The following is a 17,529-nucleotide window of genomic DNA, read 5'->3' on the forward strand; positions in this document are numbered from 1 at the left end:
CCGATCACCGAGGCAGGTAGATCCGCCAGCCGTCGATCGTGACCAGGTCCAGGTCGCCCGCGCGCTGACGCTCGTCCAGCACGTCCGCCAACGGCGATCCGGCCGGCGCCACCCAGGCCGGCGCTGCCGCCTCGTCCACCTCCCGCCGGTAGGCGGGGTAGCGGTCGAAGCCGGGGCGCAGACTGTCGTCGACGACCGCGCAGACCGCCCGCTCCCCGCTGGCGAAGATGAGCCGGTTGCAGGTCCAGTAGCCGGCGCGGACGTGTCGTACGCCGAGCTGACGCAGGGTGCCGACCAACTCGGTGTGCCGGGCTTCGGCGGCCCGGGTAGCCGGTGCGGTCTGCGCTGCCCGCCAGGTGGCGTGCGCGGCGGTGCCCACCGTGGCGACGAGCAACACCACAGCGACCGGGCGGGCCACGGCGACCGGGCGGGCCACCGCGACCGGGCGGGCCACCGTCGAGGAGACCTCGCGCCGGCCGGCCGCCATTTGACGAAGGCCGTCCCGGGCCACCGTCCACACCGGCCAGAGCAGCGCCGGTAGGGAGATGAGCAGGCAGGACAGGTAACGGGAACTCTCCACCGGGGTCAGGCCGGCGGAACTGCTCACTGTGTACGCGCCCACGGTGGCCACCGCGGCCAGCACGAGCGCCAGCCGGACCGCCGCCGCCACCCGGGCCGACACCCCGGACTCAGCAGCGCCGGCGGAGCCCGAAGCGCCGGCAGACTCGGCTGCGCCGGTGGAGCCCGAGGCGCCGGCAGACTCAGCAGCGCCGGCGGAATCCGTCGGGGTGGGCGAGCGTAGTGCGCGCCAGGCGCTGACCGCGGCGAGGGCCAGCAGCAGCGGCAGGGCGAGCGCCCACCAGAGTTGCCAGGCGGCGCATCGCCCGGGGTCGCAGAAGCCCATCCCCAGCGACGGGCCGAGCAGCAGGCCGCCGTGCAACCGGTCGGCCCAGCCGGCGGTGGCGTTGGCACCGCTGGCGGCGAGCACCGCGTGCAGCGGGTTGCGTCCGTTCAGCAGGCTGTGCAGCAAAAGAGGGGCCGCCCCCAGCACGGCTGCCGCCCCGAGTAACGCCCCGGCCGCACCCCACAGCTCCCGCCGGCGAAACCCGACGAGCACCGCCCCGGTCGCCACCACGTACGGGAGCACGAGTGGGTCGACCCAGAGCATCAGGCCGGCCAGGAAACCCCACGTCGCCCAGCGGGCCGGTCGCCGACCCGGCCGACCGGTGGCCAGGTCCACGGCGAGTACGGCCAGCGCCACGCCGGCCGCGTTCATCTCGGGATACCCGCCGCCGGCGATGAGCTGGTTCTTGACGATCCGGTCGGAGCCGAGCGCCAGCAGCGCCACCACCAGCAGCCCGAACCACCGGTCCCCGGTCAGTCGCAGCGTCAACCGCCAGGCCAGCAGCAGGAACACCGCGTACAGCGCCAGCGTGGGCAGTCGCAGACCGACCAGCGACGGCCCACCGGCCAGTGCGAACACCGGTGCGGCCAGGTACGCCTCCAGCGTGCCCATGTACTGCTGGCCGTAGAACCAGACCGGGAAGTCCTCGCCCCGGGCGATGTGCAGCGCGGCCAGCCCCATGGTGGCCTCGTCGCTGTTCGTCGGCGGCGTCGCGTGTGCCAGCAGCCAGAGCCGGTAACCCACACCGGCGAGCAGCACCAACGCGGTGAGCCAGCCGGCCGGTCCGAGGTGTGCGACGGGCCGCGGACGACCTGCGTCGCGCGGCTGCTCGCGTACCCCGGCGGTCATCGCACGATCATGACACCCGGGCGCCGCACGGTCCGTGCGGCGCTGCCGGTGGGTCAGCCGGCGGTGACGACCGACCCGGCGGCGCGGGCGTCGATGGCCTGCTGGTAGAGCCGGCCGGCCCGGTACGACGAGCGCACCAGCGGCCCGCTCATCACCCCGGCGAAGCCGATCTCCTCGGCCTCCTCGCGCAGCTCGACGAACTCCTCCGGCTTGACCCACCGGGTCACCGGGTGGTGTCGGGGGGAGGGGCGCAGGTACTGGGTGATGGTGATCAGCTCACAGCCGGCGTCGTGCAGGTCGCGCAGCGCCTGCGAGACCTCGGCCCGCTCCTCACCCATGCCCAGGATGAGGTTGCTCTTGGTGACCAGGCCGTCGGCGCGGGCCTGCCGGATCACGTCCAGCGAACGGTCGTAGCGGAAGGCCGGGCGGATGCGCTTGAAGATGCGCGGCACGGTCTCCACGTTGTGGGCCAGCACCTCCGGGCGGGAACCGAAGACCTCGGCCAGCTGCTCGGGGACGGCGTTGAAGTCCGGGATCAGCAGCTCGACGCCGCAGCCGGGCTGGAGCGCGTGGATCTGCCGGACGGTCTCGGCGTACAGCCACGCGCCGCCGTCGGGCAGGTCGTCGCGGGCGACGCCGGTGATGGTCGCGTACCGCAGGCCCATCGAGACCACCGACTCGGCCACGCGACGCGGCTCGTCGGCGTCGAACTCGGCCGGCTTGCCGGTGTCGATCTGGCAGAAGTCGCAGCGTCGGGTGCACTGGTCACCACCGATGAGGAAGGTGGCTTCCCGGTCTTCCCAGCACTCGTAGATGTTGGGGCAGCCGGCCTCCTGGCAGACGGTGTGCAGCCCTTCGCGCGAGACGAGCCCGCGCAGCTGGGTGTACTCCGGCCCCATCTTGGCCTTGACCTTGATCCATGGCGGTTTGCGCTCGATCGGCGTCTCGGCGTTGCGCGCCTCGATCCGCAGCAGGCGTCGCCCCTCGGGGGCCGCCGTTGCGGTACGCGCTGCCTGGCCGGTCGTCGGCGCGGAGTGCTCGATCGTCACGAAAACGAGCCTACGCCGGACGGCGGGTGTCTATGTGCGTCGGGCGACCGGCGTCACGCCGCAGATGTTGTGACGCCGGACACCGGCATGTCGAAAATGGGCGTCACACGAGAGGGTTTCGGGTGCTACGGTCGGCGCCAACAGCGACGACGGAGCCGAGTAGCGCCCCGACCCGCCAGTGCAGAGAGCCGCCGGTGCTGAGAGGCGGTCTGGCGCCGGTGCGTGAAGACCCTCCCGAGCTGCGGGCAGAACGGCGGCGACGCCTAGTAGAGCCCGCCCGGTTGGCCCCGGTCATCAGGCGACGAACGAGGCCCCCGCTCCGGCGGGGGTGAAGGTGTGGTGGCACCGCGAGGATCCCGCTCGCCCACACCTCCCTGGGGCTGACGCGACGCATCGCTTCCCCAGGGCGGCGATGGCGTGGCGATCGACCGAGGAGCAGCACGCCATGCAGAGAACCCTGTCCCACCACCTGCCCGCCCGGATCGGCGAGACCGTACGTATCGCCGGCTGGGTGCACCGCCGCCGACTGCTCAAGTCGGTGGCCTTCCTGATCGTGCGGGACGCCGCCGGCTTGGCCCAGGTGGTCGTCACCGACCCGGCCGTCCGCGCCGACCTGGAGAAACTCACCGAGGAGACGGTCGTCGAGGTGACCGCGACGGTCACCGCTAACGACACCGCGCCCGCCGGGGTCGAGCTGACCGACCCGAGGGTACGACCACTCGGGCCGCCCGCCGTGCCACCACCGTTCGACCTGTACCGGCCGGCGCTCACCGCGAGCCTGCCCACCCAGCTGGACAACGCCCCGACCGCGTTGCGGCACCCGACCCGGTCGTCCGCGCTACGGATCTCGGCGGCAGCGGTGGCCGGGTTCCGGGCCGCCCTCGACGCCCAGCGGTTCGTGGAGATCCACACGCCGAAGGTCGTCAGCTCCTCCACCGAGAGCGGGGCGAACGTCTTCGCGCTGGACTGGTTCGGCGGGCCCGCGTACCTGGCCCAGTCACCGCAGTTCTACAAGCAACTGATGGTCGGTGTCTTCGAACGGGTCTACGAGGTGGGGCCCGTCTTCCGGGCCGAGCCGCACGACACCGTCCGGCACCTCGCGCAGTACACCTCGCTCGACGCTGAGCTGGGTTTCGTCGCCGACCACTCCGACGTGATGCGGGTGCTGCGCGACACGGTGGCCGGGATGCTGGACACGGTGGGTGAGCGGGCCGGGGGCGCGCTGACCACGCTCGGCGTCGACGTGCCGGTCGTGCCGGCGGAGATCCCGGCGGTGCACTTCACCGAGGCGCTGACGATCGCCGGTGCGCCCGCCGACGAGCCGGACCTCGCGCCCGCCCACGAACGGGCGCTGGGCGAGTGGGCCCGCCGCGAACACGGGTCGGACTTCCTCTTCGTCACCGGCTACCCGATGGCGAAGCGACCGTTCTACACCCACCCGGACCCGGCGCGGCCCGCGTACTCGAACGGTTTCGACCTGCTCTTCCGTGGTCTGGAGCTGGTCACCGGCGGGCAGCGGTTGCACCGGCACGCCGACTACCTGGCGGCGTTGGCGGCCCGGGGCGAGCCGACCGAGCCGTACGCCGGTTATCTGGACGCGTTCCGGCACGGCATGCCGCCGCACGGTGGTTTCGCCATCGGCCTGGAACGCTTCGTCGCCCGCCTGGTCGGCGCGGCGAACATCCGGGAGGTCACCGCGTTCCCGCGCGACCTGCACCGCCTCACTCCGTAGGGCCGTGCGTCGGCTGTGCGCTCAGATTTCGATCAGGGTGGACAGCCGGCGCTCGACCACCGGTAGCACGTCGGCGACGGTGATCGGACGGCCCAGCTCGGCGGTGAGCGACGTGACGCCCGCGTCGCGGATGCCGCACGGCACGATCCGGTCGAAGTACGTCAGGTCGCAGTCACAGTTGATCGAGAAGCCGTGCAGGGTGACGCCCCGGGCCACCCGGATGCCGATGGCCGCCACCTTGCGGGCCGGCCCCCGGTCGTCAGCGGGCACCCAGACCCCGCTGCGCCCCTCGACCCGGCCGGCGGTCAGCCCGAACTCCGCACACACGTCGATGAGCAGCTCTTCGGTCCGGCGCACGTAGGCGACCACGTCCACCGGGTCGGGCAGGCGCAGGATCGGGTAACCGACGAGCTGCCCCGGCCCATGCCAGGTGATCTTGCCGCCGCGGTCCACGTCGACCACCGGAGTGCCGTCCATGGGCCGGTCCCACGGTTCGGTGCGCTTGCCCGCCGTGTAGACGCTCGGGTGCTCCAGCAGCAGCACTGTGTCGCCGCGCTCGCCAGCCACCACCGACTCGTGCACGCTCCGCTGCTCGTCCCAGGCGGCCTGGTAGTCGAGCAGACCGGCACGGACGGCCGTCAGGCCGGGGGTCGTCGTTGTCACGGCAACCAGCCTAGTCCCGTCCGGGGCGATCATCCCTGGTGAGCCGCCTCACGAGGACCACGTCATGCCGGTCGCGCTGCCACTCGGCGGTTCGTCGTCACGCCGGAGCGGGGCCCGTCGCAGCGCGACGGCGGGGAATCCGGCGGACGACGAGAGCGATCACGAGGAGCGCCGGCACGGCCAGGGCCAGGTAGACCCAGAGCGGGGCGGCGAACGGTGACGGCCGGGGCTCCGGCCCACCGAACGCGGCCCGGGTCAGCAGGTCGCCCGGCACCATCAGGTCGGTCGACCCGACCGGCGTGGTCACCAGCACCTCGCGACCGCCCTCGGGCGACAGCGCGGCGAGAGTGGCCTGCCGGTCGGTGTCCGCCTCCGTCCTGGTGACATACCGCAGGAGTGGGTCGTCGCCGCGCCAGCCGACGAGCCCGCTGACCGAGGTGCCGGCCGGCAGGGCCTCGCCGACCGCCTGACCGGTGGTCGCGTCCAGGAACTCGACTCGCCAGCTGCGCGCCGCCACCTGCTCGGCCGTGCAGCTGGGCCCGGCGCAGCCGTCGAAGGCGAGCAGCGCGAGCCGCCGGCCGTCCGGATGCCAGGCGGCGGGGCCGGCCAGTATCCGCCGGTCGCCCAGGTCGACCTGCCAGCGGGGACCGCCGCCGGTCGGGCTCAGGACCACAAGTCGCTGGCGCTCGGCGAGCTGAGCGGGCACGTCGGGCGAGCCGGTGACCGCCACCAGGTCGCCACCGGGTGACCAGGCCGCCCCGTTGTGGGCGGCGAAGGTGCCGGCCGCGACCACCTGCTCGCTGCCCCCGCGCGGGTCGACGACGAGCAGGTCGTCGGGCTTTTCCGGGTCGTTGAGCTGCTGGTTTTCCGGCCCGTAGCTGATGACGTGGTCGTCGTTGCTGCGGGTGCCGAGCACGCGTCGCCCATCCGGTGACCAGGCGAACGGGTGCAGCCCGGGTTTCACCGTGCGGCGCTGCTGACCGGTGGTGAGATCCAGCAACTCGCCGGACTGTGGCCGCAGGTAGTGACGCCCGTCGGGGGAGAGCAGCCCGTGCCCCTCCGCCATGCCGATCGGGATGAGCCGGTAGGCGCCGTCCCGGTCGACCAGCACGCCGGTCGACTCGAAATAGCGGGTGCGGTCGGTGAAGAACACCAGCGCGGCCGGACCGGCCGGGCGTTGCCCCACGGTGGCCTGCCACAGCCACGGATCGCGCACCCGGCTCGGCACCACCCCGGCCGTGCCGTCGGTGACAGCGCCTCCGGCGGCCGTGCTGTCGGTGACGGCGCTGCTCGCGGCCGTGCTGTCGGTGACGACGCCGCTCGCGACCGTTACGGGGCGGTCAGCGGCCGTGGCCGTTGGAGCGCTGAGCGCGACGAGGACCAGCGCGACAGTTGCCACAACCGCGCGTCGCAATCGCCCACCCGTCACTCGCATCACCCCATTAGACGCGATGCCGACCGGTAACCGTGCCCCGGTCGATCGCGTGGCGCGGTCTACCGGTCGGCGGGCGGGATGCGCCAGAGCCACACGTCGTCGACCCGTTGCGGTTCGCCGAACAGAGCGGTCCCGGTACGCCGCAGCGCCTCCTCGTCGACCTCGAACTTCGCGCCGTGCACCTCGTCGGCGAGCACCACCGTCTCGATCCGCCAGTGCCGCAGGTCCGACTGGACCTCCCGGATGGTCCCGTCGGTGATGATCGGCACTAGGCCGGTGCGACCGGCCTGGTCCATCAGGGCGCTCAGGGTGCGCGGGATCGGGCCGATCCGGCCACGCCCGTCCGGCCCCCCGGGGCCGAGGAAGAAGCCGCCCGGAATGGCGAACTCGCCCTGCCGGTGCGACAACGCGTACGCCTGCCAGCGCTGGCCGTCCGGGTAGATGTCGACGGTCAGCGGCACCGGGGTGAGCACCCCGTCCGGTGAGACGTACTCCCGCCACGTGCCGGAGGTGATGAACCGTGGGATCGGTTCCCGCTCGTCGGTCAGCAGCGGGGTGGGCAGCAACGGCACCAGGGCCACCGCGAACCCGATCAGCCAGGCCAGCTCCGTGGAGCGGTGCCGGGGCGGCGCGGCGCGCAACTGGTCGACGGCGTACGCCAGCACCAGCCCGATCACCGGTGCGACGATCAGCGCCAGCCGCGCGGGCAGCGCGGCGTTCACCACCGGAAGTTGGCCGAGCACGTCGAACGGCATGGGCAGGTCGGTGCGGCGCCCGTCGACCTTGGCGACCGGGCCGAAGGAGAGCACCGAGAAGATCAGCGCGAGGGTGCCCAGCGCCCAGAGGGTGGCCCGCCGGCTCGCGTCGGCCCGTCGCCAGAGTGCGACGAAGCAGACCACTGTGAGGATCAGCAGCGGGATACCGAAGAAGGAGTTCTCCTCCGTCGGGTTCGGTGCGAGCGAGGTGCCGAGCCCCGCCTCACCGGCCAGCGAGCGGCGCGGGAAGGCGGCGAACGCCGCGATGTCCTCGGAATGGATCACCGGGTCGAATCCTGTGCCGTGGAACCGTTGCGGTCCGGCGAAGTGCAGCCACAGCGGGTACGACAGCAGCACGCCAGAGACCACTGCGGTCACCCCGAGCCCGCGCAGGAAATCGGGCAGCACGGCGCGTGCCTCGGCGCGGTTGGCCGGGTGCAGTGACCAGACGGCGACGAACACCCCGAGCGCCAGAGCGGTGAAGAAGAGCCCTTCGGCGGCGATCGAGAAGGCCACCGCCACCAGCACGCCGAGGATCACCCCGTCGCGGAGCCAGTGCCCCGACCGGCGTAGCGCGAACAGCCGCCAGATCAGCAGCGGCACCAGCCAGCCGGCGGTCCAGTTCAGGTGGGCGTTGGCGTGCGACACCATGCCGGGGGAGTAGGCGATGAACAGGGCGCCGATCCCGGCGGCAAGCCGGCTGCGGACCAGGTGCCGGGAGAGGAACCAGTACCAGACCAGGGCGGTGGCGAACAGGTTCAGGGTGAGGATCACCAGGAACGTCGCCGGCGGCCCGATGAGGTACGTGAGCGGTGCGAACACCACCGCGTACACCGTGATCGAGGTGTTGACCGCGAGGTTCACGCCGTCCGGGACGTTGATCAGGTAGGTGAAGAGCGGGTTGTCGCCGTGGGTGACCGCGTGCCCGCCGAAGGCCAGCAGCCACTCGAAGAGAGCCTGGTCGCTGGAGTTGACGGTGATCGTGCGGGTGTTCGGGTCCCGCCACAGGCCACTCGTCACCCAGACGGCGAGCGCGAGCGCCACCACCACGACGATCAGGTCGGCCCGGCGATCTCGGACGACGCGCGGCGGTGACGCTGGTGCGGGCCCGGTGGCCAGCGACGGGGAGGAGGGCACGCAGCGGACGTTACCAACCGGACCTGGACAGGCCGGTCAGACCGGCGGTTGTCGTGGGTTCCCCTTCCGGTCCGCCGCTCGCTGGTTCGGCGTACACAGCGGTCGCCGTAAATGTGTGAGTGTGCCCCATGTCATAGCGGCGACACATCGTCGTAACGTCTCGGCAATTCGACCGTGACCCAGTTCACAGTCCGCCCCTTCCAGGAGGCCGCCGTGCGCCGCTCCTCGTCCATCCTCACCCGGCTGATCGGCGCGGTCGCCGGGCTCTCCCTGGCCCTGGCCGGTGTGTTCGCCATCGCCGCACCCGCCCAGGCCGCCACCCTCACCCAGGTCACCGGGTTCGGCTCCAACCCGGGCAACCTCGCCATGTACGCCTACCGACCGGACAACCTGCCGGCCAACTCCCCGGCCGTCGTCCTCCTGCACGGGTGCGTCCAGAACGCCTCCGGATACTTCTCCAACTCGGGATGGCAGAAGTACGCCGACCAGTGGAAGTTCACGCTGATCGTCGCCCAGCAGCCCTCCGGCAACAACGCCAACTCCTGCTTCAACTTCTTCGAGGCCGGGGACACCACCCGAGGTCAGGGTGAGGCGCTGTCCATCAAGCAGATGGTCGACCACGCCAAGGCCAACTTCGGCGTGAACGGCTCCCGGGTCTACGTCAGCGGCCTGTCCGCGGGCGGGGCGATGAGCGCCGTCATGCTCGCCACCTACCCGGACGTCTTCGCCGCCGGGTCGATCATCGCGGGGATCCCGTACCGCTGCGCCAGCAGCATGGTCAACGCGTTCAGCTGCATGAACCCGGGCGCGGACAAGACCCCGGCCGCCTGGGGCGACCTGGTGCGCGGCGCGTACTCCGGCTACACCGGCCCGCGCCCCCGCGTGGCCATCTGGCACGGCACCTCGGACACCACAGTCACCCCGCTCAACGGCACCGAGTCCCGCGACCAGTGGACCAACGTGCGCGGGGTCTCGCAGACCCCGAGCAGCACGTCGTCGCTGCCCGGCAACACGACCCTCGAGGTGTACGGCAACGACGACGTGCGCCTCTACCGGGTCTCCGGAATGGGCCACGGCACCCCGGTCGACCCGGGCTCCGGTGCGGACCAGTGCGGCACCGCCGCCGCGTACTTCCTGGACACCATCTGCTCGACGTACCGCGACGCGCTCTTCTTCGGTCTGAACGGCGGCGGCACCACCCCGACCCCCACGCCGACGGTGACCCCGACCCCGACGGTCACGCCCACCCCGACGCCCACCCCGACCGTGCCGGCGACCTGCGTGACGGCCAGCAACTACGCGCACGTGACGGCCGGCCGGGCGTACCAGTCCGGTGGCTACGCCTACGCCAATGGTTCCAACCAGCGGATGGGGCTCTACAACACCTTCTACACCAGCGCCCTCAAGCAGACCGGCCCCAACTACTGGGTGATCGGCTGCTGACCCCTCCGCCTCCTCTCCCGCGCCCCGTTGATCAAGAGGTTTGCGTCAGATTCCGGCTCGCGGATGACGCAAACCTCTTGATCAACGCGGCCGGCGTCAGGCGGCCAGCGCGGCAGCCAGGGCAGCCGGGAGGGTGGGGTGGTGGTAGGGGTAGGCGGCTCGGGTTAGGACGCTCGGTAGGACTCTGGTGCTGGTGAGGGCCTCGTGGGCGAAGCCGCCGAGGACCACCTTGAGCGCCAGCGCGGGGATCGGCATGATCGCCGGCCGGTGCAGCTGTCGGGCCAGCTCGCGGGTGAACTCGGCGTTCGTCACCGGGTTCGGCCCCACCACGTTGACCGGGCCGGAGATCTCGTCGTGGTGCAGCAGGAAGCGGGTCGCGTCCAACCAGTCCTCCATCGAGATCCACGGCAGCCACTGCCGGCCGCTACCCAGCCGGCCCGCGATGCCCAGCTTGAACGGCAGCAACTGCGGCTTGAGCAGACCACCGTCGCGGTGCAGCGGCAGTCCGGTACGCAGGCGCACGACGCGTACCCCGGCGTCCTCGGCCGGTCGGGTCGCGGCCTCCCACACCCGGCAGACGTCGGCCAGGAAGCCCTCACCGGCCGGCGCGTCCTCCTCGACCGCCCGGTCGCCGGTGTTGCCGTACCACCCCACTGCCGAGGAGTTGAGCAACACCCGGGGGCGGTCGGCGGAGGGAAGCCCGGCGACGGTGGTCGCCAGCGTGGTGGTGCTGTCCACCCGGCTGGTGCGGATCAACCGCCGGTAGTCGTCGTTCCAGCGCTTGTCGCCCACGCCCGCGCCGGCCAGGTTGACCACCGCGTCCGCCTCGGCGACCGCAGCCGGGTCGAGCTGCCCGGCGGCCGGGTCCCACTGGCGTTCGTCGGGGGTACGCGGCGGCCGCCGGACCAGCCGGGTGATCTGGTGTCCGTCGGCGGTCAGGCGATCGGCCAACCGGGTGCCGAGGAAGCCGGACGCGCCGGCCAGAAGGATCCGCATGCTCATATCTTCGGGTACGGACGGCAGGTTGGATGCGTCGAGCCCGCGGGCCACACGTCTCGCCGCCCGCTCACCCGGTGCCGCGACGTCCCCACCTCGCCCGGCGACACCCGGCGGGGCCCGGCGCGGTGGTCAGACCGCCGAGGCCGGACGCAGGTCGGCCAGGAGACGCTCCACGTCGGCGTACGCCGCGGCGTCGAGCGGCCCGAGCGCCAGGGTGGCGAGGTTCTCGTCGGCCTGCGCCACAGTGCGTAGGCCAGGGATCGGCACCGTACGCGGGCTGCGCGCCAACAGCCAGCCCAGCGCGCCCTGCGCGAGCGTCCGACCGTCGGCGGTGAGCGCCTCGCGGACCTGCTCGACCCGTGCCGCCCAGCGGGGCGTCGGCCGACCGTCGGTGAACCACTCCAGCCACTCGGGTGCCCGACCGCGTACGTCGTCCGCACCCACCGCCCGGGTCGACCCGGTGAGCAACCCCATCGCCAACGGGCCACGGTTGAGGCTGGCCAGGTCGTGGGTGTCGCAGACCGCCAGCACCGCCGCGTTGTCCCGCAGCACCGACTCGTCGTGCTGGATGGCGGCACAGTGCGGGCCGGCGGCCGCGAACGCCTCCGCCGAGGCCGGGTCGTCGGTGCTCCAGCCGTACGCCCGGATCTTGCCCTGGTCGACCAGGGCCTCCAGGGTGTCGACCAGATCGAGCGCGGCGGGCACCGGGAGCGCGTTGATGTGCAGTTGGTAGAGGTCGACGTGGTCGGTGCCGAGCCGGCGCAGCGAGTCTTCCAGGCTGCGTACCGCGAAGGCCGGGCTGGCGTCGGTGCCGAGCGCCCGCCGGGTGGCCTCCTCGCTGACGTTGCCGAACTTCGTGGCGATCACCACGTCGTCCCGTCGACCGGCCAGGGCCCGCCCGAGGATCCGCTCACTGTGCCCCGCGCCGTAGTTGCTGGCCGTGTCGAACAGGGTCACCCCGAGGTCGAGCGCGCGGTGGATGGTGCGGATGGACTCGTCGTCGTCGACGTCGCCCCAGCCGAACGGCTGCCGGTCCTCACCCCAGAGAGGGCCACCGATGGCCCAGCACCCCATTCCGATCGCGCTCACCGTGATGCCACTGCGTCCCAACGTTCGTGTCGTCGTCATGCCGACCAGCCTCCAACCTGGAGCGCGCTCCAGGTCAAGCACTAGGATCGCGCGACATGAGCGGTTACGCCCCCTCGGAGGCCGCCCGCCGCAGCGGCTTCAGTCTGGACACCCTGCGGTACTACGAGAAGATCGGCCTGCTCGCCGACGTGGACCGGACGGCGGGCGGGCAGCGGGTCTTCACCGACGACGACCTCGGCTGGCTGGAGCTGTTCCGTTGCCTGCGCGACACCGGGATGCCGATCGCGCAGATGCGCCGCTACGCGCAACTGGCCCGCGCGGGTGAGCACACCGCCGACGAGCGTCGTGAGCTGCTGCAACACCACGCGGCACGGGTCGAGGAGCAGATGGACCTGCTCCAGCGCCAGTACGAGCACCTCCGGGAGAAGATCCGCTACTACGAGCGGCTGCCCGGCCCGTCGCCGTCATGACTGTGGCGGCGACCGGCCGTTGCGCCGATCCGGAGTCGGTCACGGCTCAGCCGGGGCGTGGCGCGGTCAGGCCGAGCAGTTCCTCGGCTGTCCCGGGTCGACCGGTGAGCGCGTTCAGGGCGGAGACCAGCCGCTTCTCCTCGTAGCGGAAGTGCGACTGGAGCAGGGCGGCCAACCCGTCCAGCTCACCGCGTACCTGGTCGACCGGCACGGCGACGTCGCCGGCCAGTAACGCCTCGACCCGCTCCAGGATGCCCGCCACCACCTCGTGGTCCGTGATCAGGTTCGCGATCACGGGACGCAGTTCGGGGACCTGTTCGGCAAGCAACCGGAACGCGCCGGCGTCCTCACCGGTGTGGTGTCGTCCGAGCGCGGTGCAGAAAGCCAGGCAGTGCGCCCGCAGATCCCGGGACGGGGTGTCGAGGTCCGCCGTGAGACGGGCCAGTTCCGCGCTGAGCCAGAGGTGGATCTCGATCATCTGATTGCCGACGGCGGCGAGCCGGTCGGCCGGTGAACCATGTGGGTGCACGTAGATCCCATGCTGTCCCCACGCCTCCATGTCCACGGCGGCCTTCGTGCCGGGTACACCGCGACGCTGTGCCGGAGTCTATCCCGATCGGGCCGGCCGGCGCCGTCCTGTCGCCGGGGCCGTCGCTCAGGGAGTCGTCGGCTCGTCGCTCTCCGGGACGTCGTGCCAGCGCGCACGCCAGGCCGCCTCGTGCGCCTCGTGGGTGGTCCGCTCCTGGAAGACAGCGGACCGCAGCGCGTGCCGGGACTGCGACATCACCAGCACTTCCACCGCCACCAGGCCCACACAGATCACCGCCGCGAGGGTGAGCGTGCCCAGCGCCGGCAGGTGCTGACAGATCGGGAGTGCGGCTGCGAGCGCCACTATGACGCCGACCCTGGTCCAGCTGACGGTGTGCAGGGTGCGCAGCTGGAACGCCAGGTTGACGGCGAAGTAGCAGATCAATCCGCCGAAGAGCATCGGCACCGCCGGACCGTCGACCGCTTCGGCGATCCCGCCGGCCGGGTCGGTGATCTTGTGCAGGATCTCCTCGTTTCCGATCGAGAAGAGGATCACGCCGGCGATCATCAGCAGGTAGAGATACGCGTACGCGTCGCGGGCCATCGCCACTCGGGGGGCGCCCTCCGCCGCGTGCAGGGCGATTCGGGCGGCCGGTCCGATGAAGTCGAAGTGCGCCCACCAGAGGGCGGCGGTGATCACGATGCCGAGTGCGGCGGCGGCCACCGCCGGCCAGGTCACCGGCTTGCCGAGTAGGTTGCCGCCCACCCCCGTGGAGATGATGGACTCGCCCAGCGCGATGATCAGGATGAGGTCGTAACGCTCCGTCCAGTGCTCTGCGCTGGTCACGCCCCAGCCCCAGGTGCCGACGATGAAGCCGGTGGCGTACTGCACCACCACCACGGTGATCCACAGTCCGTCGCGGACCAGAGCGGCATGGTCGGGGTCCGCGATCTGCGGCGGGATCAACGCGGCGGCCAGCAGCAGCACGATGCTCACCGCCAACTCCGGGGCGAAGCGCCGCAGCTGCCGGCGTTCCTGCGGGCTGTCCCGCACCACGTGCTGGTAGAGGATCATGTGGACGGCCCGGACCACGACGTAGCTGATGGCGACCAGCATCGGCCCGCCGGCGACGCCCGTCGGGTCGCTGAACGCCTGCGGCAGCCCCAACGCGAACGCGAACAGGGCGACCATCGCGATCACCATGAGCACCGGGACGTAGCCCTCGCCGAGCCGGACCCGGGTGGCGACCAGGCTGTGCACCACCCAGATCCACCAGAGCACGGCGAGCACCAGCCCGGCGTGCAGCAGTTGCCGGCCGGAGATGTTCGCGGCGGTCGCCCTGGTGATGATGAAGAACGAGAAGACGAACACCAGGTCGAAGAAGACCTCGAACTTGTCGACCCGGGCACCGGGAGCAATCGGGACGGCCGGCCCCAACTGCCCACGCCGCCGGTGACCGCCCACGCACCCACTCTGGCAGCGTCCGGGCAGGTCGGAGGGGCGAACAGCGATGGCGGGGGCATCCCGCGTTACCTCCGCCCCGGGCCGGGAAACCACCCGGACTGCCGCCTACGCCAGCGGGCCGGTCGGTCCCACCCACCCCGGACAAGGATGGATCATGACCACGAACAAGCCGATCACCACCTCGTTCTCCCATCACTCCACCGCCATGGACGTGATCAAGGGCGTCGACCTCGTCCGGCGCCGGGCGATCGTGACCGGTGGGTCGTCCGGCATCGGCGTGGAGACCGCCCGTGCTCTGGCCAGCGCCGGAGCCGAGGTCACCCTGGCCGTCCGCAACCCCGACGCCGGTCAGAAGGCCGCCGACGACATCACCGGCACCACCGGCAACGACCGGGTCCTGGTCGCCCCGCTCGACCTCGCCGACCAGGGTTCGATCGCCGACTTCGTCGCCAACTGGGACGGCCCGCTGCACATCCTGGTCAACAACGCCGGCATCATGGCCGCGCCCCTGTCCCGTACCCCGCAGGGCTGGGAGATGCAGTTCGCCACCAACCACCTGGGGCACTTCGCGCTCGCCAACGGGCTCCGCCCGGCACTCGCGGCCGGGGACGGGGCCCGGATCGTCTCGGTCAGCTCCGCCGCCCACCTGCGCTCACCGGTGGTCTTCGAGGACATCCAGTACGACAACCGGGAGTACGAGCCGTGGCAGGCGTACGGGCAGTCCAAGACGGCCAACGTGCTGTTCGCCGTGGAGGCGACCCGGCGTTGGTCCGACGACGGCATCTTCACCAACTCGCTGATGCCCGGCGCGATCCGGACCAACCTGCAGCGCTACGTCAGCGAGGACGAGCTGAACCGCTTGCGCAGCGGCAACGCGGCGGCCTGGAAGACAGTCGAGCAGGGTGCCGCCACCTCCGTCCTGGTCGCCGCGTCACCACTGCTCGACGAGGTGGGCGGGCGCTACTTCGAGGACTGCCAGGAGGCCGCCCCCGCCCAGCCGGGCCAACGGACCGGGGTCGCCGACTACGCGCTGGACCCGGAGGCCGCCGAGCGGCTCTGGCAGGTCTCGACCGCCCTGCTCAAGAGCTGAGGCCGGAGACGGCAGAGGGCGCCCCGGTCGACGACCGGGGCGCCCTCTTTCGGCGTGCGGGTGGATCAGGCCAGGCCCAGCTCCGACTCGAAGTTGCCGCCCTCCAGTCGCTCCTTGACCGCGGTCAGGAAGCGGGCCGCGTCGGCGCCATCGATCAGCCGGTGGTCGTACGACATGGCCAGGTAGACCATCGACCGGACCGCGATGACCTCGCCCAGCTCCGGGTCGTTGACGACGACCGGACGCTTCACCACGGCACCCGTGCCGAGCATCGCCGACTGCGGCGACGGCACGATCGGGGTGTCGAAGAGCGCGCCACGGCTGCCCGTGTTGGTCAGCGTGAAGGTCGCCCCGGCCATCTCGTCCGGGGTGATCTTGTTGGCCCGGGTGCGCTCGGCCAGGTCGGCGATCCGCTTGGCGATGCCGCCCATGTTGAGGTCACCGGCGTTGTGGATGACCGGGACGAGCAGACCGCGCTCGGTGTCCACAGCGATGCCGAGGTGCTCGGCAGCCGGGTAGGTGATCGTGCCACCCTCCAGGTCCATGCTGGCCTGGATGATCGGGTGGGTCTGCAGCGCCTCGATGGCGGCGAGGGCGAAGAACGGCAGGAAGGACAGCTTCACGCCGTGCTTGGCCTGGAACGAGTCCTTGGCCTTCGTCCGCAGCTTGGCGACCTTGGTGACGTCGACCTCGACGACGGTGGTCAGCTGCGCCGTCTCGTGCAGCGACTGCTGCATCCGCTTGGCGATGGTCGCCCGGATCCGCGGCAGCTTCTCCGTGGTGCCCCGCTTCGCGCTGGGCTCCGGCTTGACGGCCGGCTTGGCCGGGGCCGCCGAAGGAGCGGCGGCCGGTGCGGCGGCGGGAGCGGGAGCGGCCTTCGCCTTCTCGGCAGCCTCCAGCACGTCCTGCTTGCGGATCCGGCCACCGACGCCGGTGCCGTTGAGCGCGGACAGGTCCACACCGTGCTCGGCGGCGAGCTTGCGCACCAGCGGGGTGACGTACCCGGCTGCCTCCTCGCCGCCACCCTGCGCGGGGGCGGACGGGCGCGGCGGCGGCGCGGCAGGCTGCGAGGCCTGCTCGGTCTTCGCCGGCTGCGCCGAGCTCTCCGTCTCCGCGGCCGGCTCGTTGTACGACATGCCCGGCGTCGGCTCCTGGACCTTCGGCTCCGGCTTCGACTCGGCCTTCGGCGCCGGCTTGGCCTCCGCCTGGGGCTCGGGCTTCGGCTCGGGCTTCGCCTGCGCGGGAGCCCCGCCGGCCGCGCCGATGATCGCCAGGTCGGCGCCGACAGCGGCGGTCTCGTCCTCGGCGACCTTGATCTCCAGCACCGTGCCGGCGACCGGCGACGGGATCTCGGTGTCCACCTTGTCGGTGGAGACCTCCAGCAGCGGCTCGTCGACCTCGATGGTCTCGCCGACCTGCTTGAGCCAGCGGGTGACGGTGCCCTCGGTGACGCTCTCGCCCAGGGCCGGCATCTTCACCGCGGTGCCCTCGCCCGACGAGGCGGCGGCCGGAGCCGGCGCCTCGCTCGGGGCCTCGTCCTGGGCCACCTGGTCGGCGGTGCCCTCGGCGGCGGCCGTCGGCTCGGCGGCCGGCTCGACCGCCTCGGCCGGGGCCTGCTCCTGCGGGGCGGCCTCGCCGCCGCCGGCGGACTCGCCCTCACCGGCGATGACAGCGAGTTCGCTGCCGACCTCGGCGGTCTCGTCCTCGCCGACCACGATCCGGCTCAGCACGCCCGCCGCGGGCGACGGGATCTCGGTGTCGACCTTGTCGGTCGAGACCTCGAGCAGGGGCTCGTCGACCTCGACCGTGTCGCCCTCCTGCTTGAGCCAGCGAGTGACGGTGCCCTCGGTGACGCTCTCGCCGAGCCGGGGCATGGTGACCGATACCGGCATTTTCTGAGACTCCTTCATTCCCCTGGTGG

The 17,529-nt window shown here is 72.0% G+C and carries 14 protein-coding genes; 4 read left to right on the forward strand and 10 right to left on the reverse strand.

What is annotated here, in order from left to right; all coding sequences use genetic code 11:
* Positions 1-4: 4 nt before the first annotated feature.
* The gene (locus tag O3438_RS30470; protein ID WP_269682987.1) at positions 5-1,753 is read right to left on the reverse strand and encodes a hypothetical protein; all 1,749 of its coding nucleotides are present in this window, start codon (positions 1,751-1,753) and stop codon (positions 5-7) included.
* A gap of 53 nt (positions 1,754-1,806) precedes the next feature.
* Positions 1,807-2,802 (reverse strand): lipoyl synthase, encoded by a 996-nt coding sequence (gene lipA / locus O3438_RS30475; protein WP_269682988.1) that lies wholly within the window; start codon positions 2,800-2,802, stop codon positions 1,807-1,809.
* A 445-nt stretch (positions 2,803-3,247) separates the two neighbouring features.
* Here lipA and aspS point away from each other — a divergent pair, with 445 nt between their 5' ends.
* Positions 3,248-4,534 (forward strand): aspartate--tRNA(Asn) ligase, encoded by a 1,287-nt coding sequence (gene aspS, locus O3438_RS30480; RefSeq protein WP_269682989.1) that lies wholly within the window; start codon positions 3,248-3,250, stop codon positions 4,532-4,534.
* A gap of 21 nt (positions 4,535-4,555) precedes the next feature.
* Here the strand turns inward: aspS and lipB are convergent, their stop codons facing one another.
* From lipB to O3438_RS30495, 3 genes are all read right to left on the reverse strand, one after another.
* The gene (gene lipB, locus O3438_RS30485) at positions 4,556-5,197 is read right to left on the reverse strand and encodes a lipoyl(octanoyl) transferase LipB (protein ID WP_269682990.1); all 642 of its coding nucleotides are present in this window, start codon (positions 5,195-5,197) and stop codon (positions 4,556-4,558) included.
* A 97-nt stretch (positions 5,198-5,294) separates the two neighbouring features.
* Positions 5,295-6,611, reverse strand: a complete 1,317-nt coding sequence (locus O3438_RS30490) for a hypothetical protein (RefSeq protein ID WP_269682991.1) — start codon at positions 6,609-6,611, stop codon at positions 5,295-5,297.
* 80 nt (positions 6,612-6,691) lie between these two features.
* A complete protein-coding gene (locus O3438_RS30495; protein WP_269682992.1) occupies positions 6,692-8,524 on the reverse strand; it encodes a DUF2079 domain-containing protein in 1,833 nt (610 codons plus the stop codon).
* Positions 8,525-8,737: 213 nt separating this feature from the next.
* Between O3438_RS30495 and O3438_RS30500 the strand changes: the two genes are divergently transcribed.
* Positions 8,738-9,967 (forward strand): extracellular catalytic domain type 1 short-chain-length polyhydroxyalkanoate depolymerase, encoded by a 1,230-nt coding sequence (locus tag O3438_RS30500; protein ID WP_269683806.1) that lies wholly within the window; start codon positions 8,738-8,740, stop codon positions 9,965-9,967.
* Positions 9,968-10,063: 96 nt separating this feature from the next.
* Here the strand turns inward: O3438_RS30500 and O3438_RS30505 are convergent, their stop codons facing one another.
* Both O3438_RS30505 and O3438_RS30510 read right to left on the reverse strand, forming a co-directional pair.
* On the reverse strand, positions 10,064-10,963 hold the full coding sequence (locus O3438_RS30505; protein WP_269682993.1) for a TIGR01777 family oxidoreductase: 900 nt from the start codon (positions 10,961-10,963) through the stop codon (positions 10,064-10,066).
* A gap of 132 nt (positions 10,964-11,095) precedes the next feature.
* Positions 11,096-12,094: an aldo/keto reductase gene (locus O3438_RS30510; protein WP_269682994.1), complete on the reverse strand. Its 999-nt coding sequence runs from the start codon at positions 12,092-12,094 to the stop codon at positions 11,096-11,098.
* A 56-nt stretch (positions 12,095-12,150) separates the two neighbouring features.
* Between O3438_RS30510 and O3438_RS30515 the strand changes: the two genes are divergently transcribed.
* Positions 12,151-12,525, forward strand: coding sequence for a MerR family transcriptional regulator (locus O3438_RS30515; RefSeq protein ID WP_269682995.1), 375 nt, complete (start codon positions 12,151-12,153; stop codon positions 12,523-12,525).
* Between the two features lie 46 nt (positions 12,526-12,571).
* Here the strand turns inward: O3438_RS30515 and O3438_RS30520 are convergent, their stop codons facing one another.
* Together O3438_RS30520 and O3438_RS30525 are read right to left on the reverse strand one after the other, a co-directional pair.
* Complete coding sequence (locus O3438_RS30520; protein ID WP_269682996.1) at positions 12,572-13,054, reverse strand: hemerythrin domain-containing protein; 483 nt, start codon at positions 13,052-13,054, stop codon at positions 12,572-12,574.
* A gap of 126 nt (positions 13,055-13,180) precedes the next feature.
* Entirely contained in the window at positions 13,181-14,518 is a 1,338-nt protein-coding gene (locus tag O3438_RS30525; RefSeq protein WP_269682997.1) for a low temperature requirement protein A, read from the reverse strand.
* Positions 14,519-14,672: 154 nt separating this feature from the next.
* On the opposite strand from O3438_RS30525, the gene O3438_RS30530 reads away from it, so the two are divergent.
* Positions 14,673-15,608, forward strand: a complete 936-nt coding sequence (locus O3438_RS30530) for an SDR family NAD(P)-dependent oxidoreductase (RefSeq protein WP_269682998.1) — start codon at positions 14,673-14,675, stop codon at positions 15,606-15,608.
* Positions 15,609-15,673: 65 nt separating this feature from the next.
* On the opposite strand, the gene sucB is transcribed toward O3438_RS30530, so the two are convergent.
* Entirely contained in the window at positions 15,674-17,500 is a 1,827-nt protein-coding gene (gene sucB / locus O3438_RS30535) for a 2-oxoglutarate dehydrogenase, E2 component, dihydrolipoamide succinyltransferase (protein ID WP_269682999.1), read from the reverse strand.
* Between the last annotated feature and the right edge of the window lie 29 nt (positions 17,501-17,529).

This window comes from Micromonospora sp. WMMC250 (genome assembly GCF_027460215.1).
Classification (GTDB): Bacteria; Actinomycetota; Actinomycetes; order Mycobacteriales; family Micromonosporaceae; genus Micromonospora; species Micromonospora taraxaci.

Coding starts and splice junctions, on each gene's coding strand:
- O3438_RS30470 (WP_269682987.1), bottom strand. CDS start 1,753: ATGACCGCCGGGGTACGCGAGCAGCCGCGCGACGCAGGTCGTCCGCGG.
- aspS (WP_269682989.1), top strand. CDS start 3,248: ATGCAGAGAACCCTGTCCCACCACCTGCCCGCCCGGATCGGCGAGACC.
- O3438_RS30505 (WP_269682993.1), bottom strand. CDS start 10,963: ATGCGGATCCTTCTGGCCGGCGCGTCCGGCTTCCTCGGCACCCGGTTG.
- O3438_RS30510 (WP_269682994.1), bottom strand. CDS start 12,094: ATGACGACGACACGAACGTTGGGACGCAGTGGCATCACGGTGAGCGCG.
- O3438_RS30515 (WP_269682995.1), top strand. CDS start 12,151: ATGAGCGGTTACGCCCCCTCGGAGGCCGCCCGCCGCAGCGGCTTCAGT.
- O3438_RS30530 (WP_269682998.1), top strand. CDS start 14,673: ATGACCACGAACAAGCCGATCACCACCTCGTTCTCCCATCACTCCACC.
- sucB (WP_269682999.1), bottom strand. CDS start 17,500: ATGCCGGTATCGGTCACCATGCCCCGGCTCGGCGAGAGCGTCACCGAG.